Annotated in this window: 8 protein-coding genes; 6 read left to right on the top strand and 2 right to left on the bottom strand. The window is 42.3% G+C overall.

Features of this window, described 5'->3' with window-relative positions:
- Positions 1-184 precede the first annotated feature (184 nt).
- Positions 185-1351, top strand: a complete 1167-nt coding sequence (locus B4G94_RS26575; protein WP_286863126.1) for an aspartate aminotransferase family protein — start codon at positions 185-187, stop codon at positions 1349-1351.
- A 205-nt stretch (positions 1352-1556) separates the two neighbouring features.
- Positions 1557-1973 carry an NUDIX hydrolase gene (locus B4G94_RS26570; RefSeq protein WP_286863125.1) on the top strand — a complete coding sequence of 139 codons (417 nt, stop codon included), beginning with the start codon at positions 1557-1559 and terminating at the stop codon, positions 1971-1973.
- A 23-nt stretch (positions 1974-1996) separates the two neighbouring features.
- On the opposite strand, the gene B4G94_RS26565 is transcribed toward B4G94_RS26570, so the two are convergent.
- Complete coding sequence (locus B4G94_RS26565) at positions 1997-2530, bottom strand: hypothetical protein (RefSeq protein ID WP_108636456.1); 534 nt, start codon at positions 2528-2530, stop codon at positions 1997-1999.
- Between the two features lie 80 nt (positions 2531-2610).
- Positions 2611-5781, bottom strand: coding sequence for an AsmA-like C-terminal region-containing protein (locus B4G94_RS26560; RefSeq protein ID WP_286863124.1), 3171 nt, complete (start codon positions 5779-5781; stop codon positions 2611-2613).
- A gap of 180 nt (positions 5782-5961) precedes the next feature.
- Between B4G94_RS26560 and B4G94_RS26555 the strand changes: the two genes are divergently transcribed.
- From B4G94_RS26555 to B4G94_RS26540, 4 genes are all read left to right on the top strand, one after another.
- On the top strand, positions 5962-7308 hold the full coding sequence (locus tag B4G94_RS26555) for a sensor histidine kinase (protein ID WP_286863123.1): 1347 nt from the start codon (positions 5962-5964) through the stop codon (positions 7306-7308).
- 310 nt (positions 7309-7618) lie between these two features.
- Positions 7619-10222 carry a zinc-dependent metalloprotease gene (locus B4G94_RS26550; RefSeq protein ID WP_286863122.1) on the top strand — a complete coding sequence of 868 codons (2604 nt, stop codon included), beginning with the start codon at positions 7619-7621 and terminating at the stop codon, positions 10220-10222.
- A 34-nt stretch (positions 10223-10256) separates the two neighbouring features.
- On the top strand, positions 10257-13595 hold the full coding sequence (locus tag B4G94_RS26545; RefSeq protein WP_286863121.1) for a SusC/RagA family TonB-linked outer membrane protein: 3339 nt from the start codon (positions 10257-10259) through the stop codon (positions 13593-13595).
- Between the two features lie 20 nt (positions 13596-13615).
- A complete protein-coding gene (locus B4G94_RS26540; protein WP_286863120.1) occupies positions 13616-14935 on the top strand; it encodes a RagB/SusD family nutrient uptake outer membrane protein in 1320 nt (439 codons plus the stop codon).
- Position 14936 lies beyond the last annotated feature (1 nt).

The following is a 14936-nucleotide window of genomic DNA, read 5'->3' as shown; positions in this document are numbered from 1 at the left end:
ATTGTTCTGCAAGATTGAAACCTTTTACAGTGATCTGGGCGCATTTGTCGTTGATGCATTCGGCTTGTGATGAGTAGCTTGCATTTCCTGTCCGGAACTGGACTATTGACTTTAAATTGATCCTGGACCACCTTTAAGGGTAGATTTAATCTGATTTTTGGGGTAAACCAAACTTGATCATTTGATGAAACCATTTTCGGTATTTGAAAAATTGGCCATACAGATTGACCGTGCTGCTGGCTGCTTTGTGTACGACCAGTCAGGACAGGCTTACTTGGACATGTATGGTGGACATGCTGTTATTGCTGTGGGGCATACCCATCCGCATATTGTAGAAAGCACCTTGCGACAGCTCAATAAGATCGGTTTCTACTCGAATACGATATACAATGATCTGCAAAATAAACTGGCAGATCAATTGGGACTGATCAGCGGGTATGTAGACTATGGGGTGTTTTTCTCTAATTCCGGTGCAGAGGCCAATGAAAATGCTTTGAAGCTATCTTCTTTTGTTACAGGACGAAAAAAGGTCTTATCCCTATCCAATGCTTTTCACGGACGCACTTCGGGAGCTGTATCAGCTACCGATATAATTAACATCCGAGCTGCGGTAAACGATAATCGTCATTATTTTTTTTCACCTTTCAATGACCCGTCCAGTTTGAGAAAACAGCTGGAAACAGAGGAATACTGCGCCCTGATTATAGAACCGATTCAGGGAGTCGGCGGAATCCATGTTGCTTCGGCAGCGTTTTTACAAGAAATCAGGCAGATCTGTACAGCAACGGGAACGATGCTTATTCTCGATGAGATCCAGTCGGGGTATGGGCGTACAGGGAAATTTTTCGCACATCAGCATGCTGGAATAAAAGGGGATCTGATTACTGTGGCGAAAGGAATTGCCAATGGTCTCCCGATGGCCGCGACACTAATCTCTCCTGACATCACACCTGTAATGGGGCAACTGGGAACAACCTTTGGGGGCAATCATCTGGCCTGCGCGGCAGCAATTGCTGTATTGGAAGTCATCCGGGATGAAAAGCTGATGGACAATGCGGCAAAGATTGGTACATTTTTAATGGAAGAATTACAGGGCATGACGGGCATTGCCGAGGTGCGGGGAAGGGGATTAATGATCGGTGTGGAGTTTGACACAGATATACGGCAGCTGCGCCATGAACTGCTGTTTGGCGAGAAAATCTTCACGGGATATGCCGGTGCTTATACTTTACGGCTTTTACCGCCGCTGTGTTTTACAAAGGAACATGCGCAGATTTTTCTTAGGAGCTTGAAAAAATTGCTTCTGAAAAATGATCACTATTCCCAAAATCGTTCGTATCAGATGCAGTAATTAAACTTATCACAAGCAGTAATGAATTGGAGAATTGTGCTTCACCGTTCTCTGCGGAATTTTATTGATAAATCAGGGGGGCAGCATAGCTTGCCTCGATGAGGGGATAGATTTGTACTTGGATAAATGCCGTTAAAAAAGTAACTTCACGACAGGATACTTTAATACAAAACGATACTTTAAATTAGAATATACAAGGAAACGAATGTCTACAATTGCACAAGGTTTGCCAACAGCTGGATTGATTAGTATAGCGGATCATAAAATATTACTTGCTTATAGCAACAATAAAAAAGCCTGGTATCTCCCCGGTGGAAAAATTGATGCGGGGGAAGATTCCCTGCAATCCCTTCGCCGGGAGATTTCAGAGGAACTGAACATCGACCTCGATCCCCAAAAGATTTCATACTACTGTCACATCACGGCCCCTGCGTATGGTATGGTACCCGATGTGATCATGGAACAGGACTGTTTTCTATATCCGCTCACCGAAACGATACAACCTAGCAATGAAATAGGAGAAGTGAAGTACTTCTCCCATGAAGATTATTTACGTGAACCTATTCAGGTCATCGGTGTATTGCATGTCTTTGACAAATTGAAAGCAGATGGCCTAATCTAGGCTAAATGCCTCGGGCAATCCTATTAGATACCATAGCCTTCATTGGCACAATTGATTGTTTTGGTATTCTGTATCGGACTAATTTTTCCGGTCTTGGTATTCAGTCGCCAGGCTTTGACAATCTGATCAAAGTATTCTTTGTTTTCCTCCACAACGCTAATGGCAACAATTTCACTGTCCACTTTGTTGCCTAATCTACAATTACAGAGACTAAGTTGTTCGTTGGATTTCAGTTTAGGGATATTGATCGTGTCCAATATTTTATACTTTACCTGCCCCTTTCCATTCTCCTTGTCGTCAAGCAATTCGTTTAAAATACAGATGCCGTTTTTGTCGTTGGTATAATATCCGGCAGCAAAGCGATAGTCTCCACTGGCACTTTTGCCCGCATCTATTACTGCTCCTGAGGCATGGCCATAACTGCCCAATCCGGGGATTTCATTTATTTCCCGAAATATTTTTCCATACAATGGATTTTTTTGATCTTGAATGGCGCTAAAACTTGACCAGCTACAGATGGCCAATACCGCAAATAATACGCTTGTTAGATATCGCATAGTTTCAATGGATTTAAATGCAGTAATAAAGATAATAAATCCCACTATATTCTTAAATAATGGGATCTATATTTTACTATCTATTTTTCCGCCGTGGTATTTTCTTTTTGGGATTCTTTATAGATTTTGCTGTCCTCATCGTCCATGTCCATATCGAGATCTTCCTCTTTGTATTTTCCCATTTTAAGCTGAAAATTATCCGCCGTACCAGTGATGCGCATTGGTATTCCGAAGATTCCGAATGGGGGCAGCCCCAGTCTGAACCCGAGATTCATCCGTCCATCTAGTGTCACCTGACCTTCAAACCGTGGTCTGAATCCCATCATCTTCATTTTGGTGCGTTCGATGGTCATGACATTGTTTTTGATATGGGATCTGATCACGACTTTTTTAACTTCGCCGTCTTTCAATTTTTCTTTTGAGGTAGATTCGCTGATGCCATTCAGTAACTTGAAACCTCTGAATTTGATCTGGTTTAGCGTCAAGGTACCTTCACCGACAATGGAAGGCATTACCGGTTGCATATTTCCGTTTAATAAACCACCTAACTTATAATCCAAGGAGACAAGGCCATGTGCATTTTTTGCCGCGGTAACCATCTCTCTGAACATTGGAATTTCTTTATAAGCACGTTGGATATCAAAACTATCGGCTTTTACGGCATAGTCGAATGCTGCCCGGCGGGGATTTAATGGGTTATAGTTTCCTTGCATAGCCGCTTTTAATCCTGCCAGTTCAAAAGAGGTCCTGTTGAGTGACAGCTTACCTTCTTTGAAATGTAGATCGCCCTTAAAATCTTTGATGTTCATGTTGTTGTAAAAAACATTGTTGACTAGGCCGAGTACCTGGACGTCCAGATTTTTGGGCAAAAGAACCACACCTGTCTCCGCAGAAGAGGATGTTGCCGATGGATTGTCCGCGAAAACCATGAAGTCATCGACAGTGATCTTTTTGCTGTTGAGTGTGAACTGCCCCTGTAAGGATGCATTGCTATTCGTCAGGTAGTTAATGATATTATTCATGTAACCTTTTATGGAAATAGCATTTTTACCGTAATTGACCAGGAATCTATCAAAGTTCATTTTCTCCTGATGAAAACTAAAGTCACCGCTCTTGATCGCTATGGGCTGAGGGAGTAGATCTGTCTGTACCTGGATCTGGCCGATATTGATGCGTCCACTATTGTGGAGTCTGGCATAGCGACCACTGCTTGCATCGCTCTGGAGTCCCTTGAGACTGAAATCTGTGTGGATAAATCCATCAACATTGGTTCCGTCCAGGGCAAAAAACTTATAGATGGGACCGAGGTTGAGTTTTCCTTTGGATTTAATATCATACTTGATATTATTGAAATTGCGTAAATCAGCATTTAGGAAAAATGGTTCACCCGCAAATGTGAATGATACAGGTAGTATCTTGACATTTAGATCACGTAAAGATCCTTTCTCACTATTGACAAAGGCTTCCACATGTATGTTTTCCATTGGAATAGGGTATTCCTTCGATTTGATAAAGCCGTTTTTCATCACGATAGCAGTGTTGGTCTCCGGAAAAATATTCCGTTTCAGATCAACGTAACCTTTTGCATTGAGGTTGACATCAATCAGACCCGCCAGTTCGATATCCTTGATCGGATAGAAGCTTTTGATGTCCGCCAGATTGAACAAGGCTTTGAGATCAGACTGCACTGCAATTTTATTGAAATCCGTTATTGAAATATAGCCTTTGATGTAATTACTGAGTGCCTGAATCGAAATATCATGTATGGAGATAGAAGCACTTTTCATTTTTCCATCCGGATCTTTCGCTTCTAAGCGATACGCGATTTTTTCAAGTCCTTTAGGGAGATCGGCCAATTTGAAATGTCCATCTGTGAGGGTATTTTTAATGTCAAATGTCGGTATGGAAGCAATGTACTCCTGTTCGCGCTTTTGAAGACCGACTTTGCGTATGGCTTTGGCATAGGTTCCATGGATCTTTGCGTCGAGATTCCAGCGACCTCCGAAGGAGAATCCCGGGAATTGCAAAGAGGAATGGAGGATGCCCAGGTCCAGGTCACTTTGCATATCTGCGTGTACCGTAACTGGATGTAGTCCGGCGATCTGACCTTTTGCATTGAAATAACCGGAAGCGACTTTAAAATCAAATTGATGAAGATCTACCTTGAGGGAATCGAGATTCAATGCGGGGAGATCTATCCTTAATTTTGCATTCCAGTCTGTTAGTGGATTCCCGGACTGTTTATACGCAAGATAACCGTTGTTGATGGTCAGGCCCAGAGAAAGATCGGGCATTTCGTTCTTGTCCACAATATAATCCCCTATCAAGTTGACAAATACCTCAGAAGTACCCTTGACTGATAGATCTTTTATCCAAGAAACATAACTATTGGGAACAAGTGACAGCAATTCGCTCAGTGTGCTCTCCTGAGATTTTAACTTGAAGTCCAGGTGATAACCGTGTGAGATAAAGGACAATAATCCCCGAAATCTTACTGGTAGCTGGTTAATTTTAATATCATTTCGTTCAAATACAAAGGATAGATTGTCGGTGTTGATACGGGTTAATAAGGTGGCGTCAATGGATTTTTTATCGACATAGAGTTCATTGTTGAAGGAAAAGGAAAAAGCGGCGATCTTGGCTTTTGTATTCAAGTCAAAGATATTCGACATCAGATCACCTTTGCCTTCGTAGTCCAGATCTTTGGCTTCAATCCATAATGGAATAGATTGATCTTCGTAATGTAGATTAGTCTTTTCAAATTTGATCAGCTGAAAGGCAAGTGCGCTGCTTTCGGAATCGTCTTTTGTTTTGGAGGAATCCGTAGGTGTGGATTTATAAATGTTGTAATTCGCATTGCCCAGCGTATCTACTAAAATATTGATTCTTCCGTTGTTAACGATAAACTTGTCAATGATAATTTTAGACTTAAGTAAGCTCATGAGGTCAACCCCAAAACTTACTTGTTTGGCGGCAAGCAAGGTGTCTTTTTTAAATGGTTCGGCGCCTTTTAACAACACGTCATCCATGGATGCTGTCAACAGCGGAAATTGGTCAAAGAAAGTCAATCTGACTTTTGTATAGTTGAGTTCCCCATTGATATGTGCATTCGCCAAAGATTTGACTTTGTCGTTTACTTCCTTTTCGAAGATATAGGGAATAGATAATATACAAAGAATGAATAGTGTTATTAAACTTGCTAGACCGATAGAGATTCGTTTGGCAAGTTTTAGAAATGTTGCTTTTGACACAGTGTTGTTTTTTTGTGGCTACAAAAGTCCGAAATTTATTGTTAAAGATCGCTTATTGATAGATTTATTTTTGGCTTTTTACGTAAAATATGTCGTGATTCAATGACAAACGGATTAGCAAAAGTCCTTTCTTATCAGCTGGTTTTGTAATGCTCGGGATTTTTCCCGTATTTTTGCGGTGTGAATTTTCGATTTAAAAATGCGGAACAGAAAAGTGGTACCATCCTCATTTTCTGTTTGCTTTTGTTGCTGTTGATAGGTGGGGGACTGCTCGGTATTATCCATCATAAAATAGATCGACTGAATAAAAGGGTGCTGATAGACTTTGCCGATGAAAATATGTTGCTGCTGAATAAGCAGCTGGAACTGTTACAACAAGAACTGCTCACGTCTGAGAAAAGATTGGTGAATACGCCGTCAACCCAGATTCGTCGCGATTCCCTGCTTATTCTCATTCCTGCAAGCCCGTCGAACCGTGTGGACAATAGGCTATGGATACTGCTCAAAACGCGGACGATACAGCATCGCTTATACCATGTCTATGTCGATATTGAAAAATTAAATGCTTATTTCGCCAATCGCTATTTTGGAAGAAGGGCTTATTTTGAAATATATAGTGATAAAGGGATCTGTATTGTTTCGCCCGAAAACCGAAAATGGGGGCGTCCGAAAGATAGTGATATTATCACACAAGGAAAAATCGTCAAGTCGGATTACTTAAAGCTGGATGTGATGCTTACTTCCTACCCCTGTTCGATTATTTTTGTAGGGGGTGAAATTCGGGTAAGTACTTTGCTGTTGACGATTGAGGAGGAAGTTCAGGGGGTGATGACCTATAGTATTTTACTTGGCGTAGGTCTGATGCTTGTAGCGATAGCACTTATCTATTTTAATGTGCTGGAACGTCGCAAGACTCAGCAGCTCAAATTAATAGCCCTGCAACAGGAAAATGAATATACGCAGATGCGGCTGGTTCAATTGCGGCAGCAGATCAATCCACATTTTTTGTTTAATACCTTTGGTTCACTCCAGTATCTGATCGGTAAGGATAATGATCTGGCCAAGTCATTCGTCGGTAAGATGACAAAGGTCTATCGTAAAATGTTGCGCACCGATGACTCGGAATGGTCTTCGGTACAGGAGGAACTGGAACTGGCCAAAGCCTATTTCTTTTTGCAACAGGTACGTTTTGGAAAGGCTTTGAAAGATATGGAGATTTCCATTCCAATGGATATGATGGGAGCGAAGCTACCGCGGCTGACCTTGCAGATGCTGGTGGAAAATGCCATTAAACATACAAGGATTTCGACGGAAAATCCACTTCAGATCCATATTGTTTATCTATCGGAGGCGAACATCATCAAAGTAAGCAATAACTGGCAGCCGCGGCAAGGGGCTGAAATGGAAGGTGAGGGGTATGGACTTAATTACTTGGCGTCTATGTATTCCCATTATACATTGGATGGCTTTGGTTATGGAACAGAAAAGGGCTGTTTTTTTGTCAGTTTACCCCTGTTGGATCATTAAAATAGTACAGAAATAGGTCAGCTGTATACGTGTTCATAGTTTTGGCGCCCGTGTTCATACGTTTGAAACACGTGCTCGTCTCTTTTGAAGTGATTCTGTACAATATTTTTAACAAATTTGGCTCCTGATCTAGGAATTTAATTGCAAGATTAACCTAATCTTATTCGGATGAAATGATCTTCAGCTCAATAGCGCTTGATAAGAGACCTATCATGCGTAGCTGATGGTTTCAATGCCATTGAAAAACAAACCGGGTGTAACAAATGCATGTATGCTATTGAAAAACAGCACTCAGAAATAATTATTCTAAATGAACAACACTTATACCAAGCTAGCCCTAAGCCTCTTATTTTCGGCAGGCCTCATGCAATCTTGTTCTGTATTGCAAACTGTAGGTTTACGAAAAAAAGAGACTGTTACCTCTGCGAAAGATTCTACAGCCAAGAAAGATACGACCATTGCCTATGACAAATTGTTTAAAGACGCGTGCGTGGATAGCGGCATGTTTGCTGTGATCCGAAAAGAAAATAATTATTACTTTGAAATTCCATTGAAAAAAATGGGGCAGGACATTCTCCTGATCCAAAAGCTATCTTCCGTTCCCTTGGCGCTGAACGAGGCAGGTGTAAATAAGGGAATGAATTATGAAAATAAGGTCATTCGGTTTACCCTGCGCAAAGAGAAGAAAGAAGTATGGGTTTCTGAGATTAAACCGCAAGTAGAAGTGCCTAAAGACGATGCGATAGCCGCGTCGGTCTACGATAATTATCGCCCTTCTTACATTGAATCGTTCAAGGTGGAAAGTTATTCGAAAGACTCAAGTGCTGTGGTGATCAAAGTCAATAAAGTGTTTGATGGATCAGAAAAGAGCTTTACGGATGTTTTTACCGCTTTGGGCTTAGGTACCTCACCCAAAACGAGCATCTCAACGATCGAGGAAATTAAATCGTATCCCAATAATATTGTTGTCAAGTCGGTATTGTCGACAAAGGTAACTGAAGGAAATGAATCGGTGCCCGTTTCACTGGAAGTCACAAGTAACCTTTATGAACTGCCTGAAACCCCGATGGTGGCACGTTTTGCAGATCCACGTATTGGCTTCTTTACATCGCCGCGCTGGTATTTTAACGATAAACAACAGGAATTGGATAAAAAAAATCTGGTGAATCGCTGGCGTCTTGAGCCGAAAGATGAGGACAAAGCACGTTATCTAAAAGGTGAACTGGTAGAGCCGAAAAAGCCTATTGTTTTTTATTTGGATCCGGCAACGCCAAAGCAATGGCGACAGGCTATCATCGACGGGGTTCATGACTGGCAGGAGGCATTTGAGGCGGCTGGTTTTAAGAATGCGATTTTGGCCAAACAGCAACCTGACAGCGTCAAGTTTGATCCAGATGACGCCAATGTATCTTCTATTGTATATGCGGCATCAGCTCAGGCCAATGCGATGGGGCCATCTGTAGTGGATCCGCGTTCAGGTGAAATCCTGGAAGCGGATGTGATCTGGTGGCATAACGTGATGACGATCCTAAATAGCTGGATGCGGATCCAAACTGGTATCGTGGATACTTCGGTGCGCTCAAATGTGTTCTCGGATGAGAAAATGGCCCATGCCATCCGTTTTGTTTCTTCACATGAGATCGGACATACCTTGGGACTGATGCACAATATGGGTTCGTCGGCAAGTTTTCCAGTAGATTCGCTCCGTAGTAAAAGTTTTACGGCAAAAATGGGCGGTACGGCACCATCGATCATGGATTATGCGCGTTTCAACTATGTCGCACAACCTGAAGATGGTGTTGAACAGATTACACCCGTGATCGGAGCCTATGACAAATATGCTATTGGATGGGCTTACCGCTGGTACGGCAAGCCGCAGCCTTGGGATGAAATACCTTTGTTGCGGAAAGAAATTGATGCCCATGTACATGACCCGATTTATCATTACGGTGAACAACAAGATTCCAAAAATATTGTGGACCCAAGGGCACAATCCGAAGATCTGGGTGATGATGCAATGAAAGCTGGTGAATATGGGATGAAAAATTTGCGTCGCATGATGCCGAACATCATTCACTGGACCACGAATACGGGAGATGACTATTATCGTGCCGGTAAATTATATATGGGCGTGGTTGGTCAATGGTATGCGTATGCTGACCATGTACTCAATAATATCGGTGGTATCTATCTTGAAAATGCTGTTTTGGGTGATCAAAAAAATGCATACAGTCCAGTGCCTAAAGAGAAACAGGTAGCTGCAATGGAATATTTAAAGAAAAATGTGTTTTATATGCCGGAGTGGTTATTTGTTCCGGAACTGATGGCGAAAACTTTCCCTTTAAGAGATTCACCTATGGGACCGTTTGAATATGCACCTTATAATCTACAGCGCGAATTTCAATATGCCATGCTCTACAAATTGGTCAACGATGAGCGTCTATTGCGTATGGTCGAAATGGAGAACCTCTTTGGCGACAAGAAGGCATGGAGTGCACCTGCATTTTTGGCATCGGTACGCAAAGAGATTTTTGCAAAAACGCTCAGTGGACAGGCGTTGGATCTTAAAACACGCATGTTGCAACAGAATTACGTGGATGTACTGATGGTTTCTACGAATAAGTCCATGGAGAAATTAAATGCCAAGAAATTAGCAGGTGTCGAACAATTGATCGAAGGAACTCAGCCTAATCTGTGCTTGCATTCGCATCATACAGCTTCTGCTCAAACGGGTTTACGTAATGTACATGTAACGGGAATGATCCGTACATCGGATATGCTGACGTATAAACGTGCTGAATTGTATGAGATATACCAATTGTTGAAACAGAAACAACGGACTGGAGACGCCACAACAAAAGCACATTATATGGATCTGCAATTGCGTATTGCAAATACCCTAGAATTGAACTAATATATTAACATCTATTATATCAACATCTACCAAAATGAATAAGTTTTTAATACCGCTGACCTTTATGTGTGTGCAAATGGCACATGCACAGGAATCCAAGGAACTGAAAGGAAAGGTACTGGATGCGGTCACATTAAAGCCGGTCGTGGGGGCGACGGTTGTAGTCGAAAGTTCGGCAGTAGCGGAAGATATTGGCGTGCCTAATCAGGTACAACAATCTGCATTGGGCTCATTGACTGATGCTTCGGGAGAATTTCGCCTGAAAGTTCCGGGAAATTTAAAATACGTCACGATTAGTTATGTGGGGTACCAACGTATTCAAGTGCCGGTATTTCAGGACCACAAGACCATCTTATTACAACCCAGTGGTGAGTCTTTGGACGAAGTAATCGTGACAGGGTATACCGATATCAAAAAACGTAAGAATACAACAGCATATAATAAAATCAATGTAGCGGATATTAAACAGACTGGCGTTGCATCTATTGATGAGATGTTGGCCGGTCAGGTCGCAGGTTTACAATTAAGTAATCTGAATGGTGGCCCCAATAGTGCTCCGCAGATCCGTATCCGGGGAACCGTATCACTCAATGGTACACAGGACCCGCTGTGGGTTATCGATGGATTACCCATAGAAGGGACCGAATTGCCTAATCGTTTTGATAAGGATAATCTAAATAGTTTGAATAATCTTCCGATTGCAGGCATCAATCCAGATGATATTGCAGATATTACGGTATTAAAAGATGCGGCGGCAACTTCCATCTACGGCGCCCGAGCTGCTAACGGGGTTATTGTGATCACAACAAAAAGGGGGAAACCCGGGCCAGCAAAATTGCAGGTCTCAGCGAATACCTTTGTGACGGAACGTCCCGATTTTAGTCATCTCAACTTGATGAATGCCAATGAGAAAGTAGACTTTGAGCTGCTGATGGCTAACCGTACCGATTTGAATTATCGTACGGGCAAGGGAGCGGTGATGCGTATCCTGGACAAAGCAAATGCACTGGATGCTTATCGCTCCGGTGGATTAGCGGCCTTGTCTCCGGAAGTCCAGCATTCCATCAATCAATTGCGTACGCAGCAGACAGACTGGGGGAAAGAACTCTATCGTCAAGCAGTGAATCAGCAGTATTCAGCATCAATCTCCGGAGGAAATGATGCGCATCGTTACTATTTGTCAAGTGGATTTTATGATGAGAAAGCAGCTACAAAAGGAGCTGACCTCCGTCGTTATTCATTGACACTAAATAATGATTTCAATATCAATGACCGCTTTAAAGCGGGAATCAATCTATTGGGGTCAGTTTCAAATAGACAGAATCCGATCCAGGACAATGATGCATTTACCAATCCCAGTAACTATATGCGCTTGGTTAATCCGTATTTGACCGTACGTGACCAATCGGGTAAATATAACTACGATCCGGATATCGAAGGCTATGAAAAAGATACTTACGTTCCTTTTAATAGCGTAGAGGAGCGAGAAAATACCAAATATGCATTAACGAATAAGGCACTGAAGGCGATAGGTTACCTAGAGTATACCATTATTCCTCAATTGTCCTTGCGTACCGAATTTGGCTTGCAGTTTGATGAAAATAGCACCGAAAGATTTGCCGATCAGGAAAGCTATAATACCCGAAAATTGCGCGCTGCGACACGGTACTATGATTCAGCAACGAAAACGTTCAAATACTTTTTGCCAACAGGAGGTAAGATCGAGAATACAAGCAACAGTATCTTCCAATATAACTGGAAAACGTACCTCAAGTATATTAAAACATGGAACGATAAGCACGAGCTGGAACTCATGGGCGGAACAGAACTTCGTCGTAGTACAAATAAAATGATCGCGACCAAAGGTTTTGGATATAATCCCGCAACGTTAACCACACAGAATATTGTTTTTCCGAATAGTAATTATCAAGATGATCAACGTTTTGTTCAGTATAAAAAAGGACTTATCGAGAATTCATACGCCTCTTTCTATGGAAATGCTACCTATACTTTTGACCGTAAGTATAATCTGTATGGTAGCATACGCTATGATGGCTCAAATATGTTTGGCGTCGATCCGCAATATCGTTTCTTGCCTATCTGGTCTTTGTCCGGATCTTGGAATGTACTGGAGGAGGATTTTATCAAAGGAAAAACAGCTTTATCCGATCTTCGTGTGCGTGCCTCGTATGGTATTCAGGGGAATGTGGATCGCAATACCTACCCGTTTATCGTTGGAAAGTATGACAATTCGACCATACTACCTGGCTATCCGGAAGGGACCGTGGTGGTGGACATGCCTGCCAATGACAAGTTGCGCTGGGAACGCACAAGATCTTACAATGCGGGGATTGACTTAGGTCTATGGAAAAATCGACTGAATATTACGGTGGATTATTACAATAGAACAAGTACAGACCTTATTGCAAATAGTGCTTTACCGATGGAGAATGGTTTCCAGGATGTACAGGTCAACTGGGCTTCAGCTCGAAATCAAGGAGTGGAGTTGACGATCTCGAGCCGCCAGATCCAGACGGATAAATTCTCCTGGTCTACGGATTTTAATATTGCCCACAATAATAATAAATTATTGAAGGTCATGAATAATCCCAAAGCCTATGCGCCCGACACACAGGAAGGCCGTCCGATCAGTGGTATGTATGTACTTGAAACAGCGGGATTGGATAAGGATGGTGTGATGCAGTTCAGGAATCAGGATGGATCAGTTTCGAGCTTTGAAGAGTTTTACGGATTATATGATCCTTGGGCAGATTTCTTACCGGGATATACCTCCCAAACGAGTATGACCGCAGCAGATTATCGCACTAAATTTAAATACATAGGCAGCAAAGACCCGAAATTTGTAGGTGGTATGACCAACCGTTTCCGCTATGCGAATTTTGATCTGGCAATTTCAGCTGTATTCAATTTAGAGCGTTGGGTAAACCGTACACCGACCTATAATCCAGCACTCGTAGATCGCGGACAAAATTATACGAAGGATCTGTTGGCGGCTCTACAGGGCAACGCTGCTTTGCCTGCATTGGGAAGTATAAGTTCTGAGCTAAATGACCGGTGGATGGCGTATGCTTGGTTGGAGAGCAATGACCCCATCAACTCCTTTAATCAGTATGATATCTGGGCCAAGAAAATGAGCTATGTACGTATCAATAGTATTCGTTTGGGATATACACTGCCGGTTGCCATGAGTAAAAAAATTGGCGCAAGCAATTTGCGCGTGAACGTAGAAGGACGCAACTTATTTGTTTTCGGAGCGAATTACGAAGGGTACTTTGATCCAGAGACCTACGGCAGCTATTATGCGCAGCCTATCAGCAAATCCTTTGCCTTTGGTCTTTCAGCAAGTTTTTAATCCTTTTAATTGAATATAATATGAAGAAAATAATTTATTTTGGAATGATCATGACCGCAAGCGCATTGACATCCTGCAATAAATATTTAGATATACAACCTGTAGGTACTGTCATCCCGACTTCGGAAAGTGATTTTAGAGGCTTAATGACAAGCAGCTATACGAGCTTCCCTGCCCATAAATCTTATTTGTCTTTACGTACAGACGAATTACTTCTGGACGAAAGTTCGACTGATGCAGCTAGGACCAAAGATATCTATCTCTGGAATGACCAGAACCCAGACCCGGCAACGACAGCGTATCCTTATCTGGCCTTTTACAAAAGTATTTTTTACAGCAATCAGATCATCAGTACCATTGATGAAAAATTGAGTAGTAATGCGACGGTAGATCAGATTAAAGGTGAAGCTTACCTCATGCGTGCTTACGCACATTTTGAACTGTTAAACCTCTATAGTGAGGTCTATTCAGCAAGCAATGTCGGTTTGCGTGGAGTTCCACTATCGACCAAAATCGACCTTGAACAACGTTTTGTTCCGGCAACTATAGGTGACTCGTATGCGCTGGTGTTATCAGATATGGAAAAGGGGACGGCATTGCTTACGGTAGATGATCAGGCCAAAGGCGCAAATTACCGATTTAGCAAGCGTGGGGCTTATGCGATGGCATCACGTCTTCATTTATACCGTGGTGAATGGAAGACGGCCATGGAAGCCGCTCAGAAAGCGCTGGCGATAAATGACAAATTGGTGGATCTAAATGCGGCAGCAAGTTTATTGCCCAACGATTTTGAGTCGGTAGAGGTGATTATGGCCTTGGAGAAAGTATCTATTCCCGAAGTTCGTTCGAGCTCATTTATTTCGCCCTCTTTGTTGTCGGCTTATTCAGATGGAGATCTAAGAAAAGGACGCTATTTCCAAAAAAGAGGTGCTGACTATGTCTCACTTAAAGGGGGAGAAAACCGTTTCAACGTGAGTTTCAGAAATGCGGATCTTTACCTGACAATTGCTGAATGCAATGCGCGTTTAGGAAATACCGCGGAAACGTTAAAATATCTTTCCGTATTGAAGAAAAACCGATTCACGGCGGATGCTTATAGCAAAGAAACTAAAGCTGATGCCGGTTTGTCGAAAGACCAATTGCTGGATGCGGTGTTGCTTGAACGTAAACGTGAACTGGCGCTGGAGGGATTACGTTGGTACGATTTAAAACGAACAACGAGACCTACCATAACACACAGCAGTTTTGGGAGAACAATGACTTTGCAGCAAAACGATCCGCGTTATGTGATCCGCTATCCACAGGAAGCGATCAATAATAATCCAGATCTATTAAAATAAG

This window comes from Sphingobacterium sp. UBA7625 (genome assembly GCF_002484085.1).
GTDB lineage: Bacteria > Bacteroidota > Bacteroidia > Sphingobacteriales > Sphingobacteriaceae > Sphingobacterium > Sphingobacterium athyrii.
This window is presented reverse-complemented; position numbering and strand designations above follow the sequence as displayed.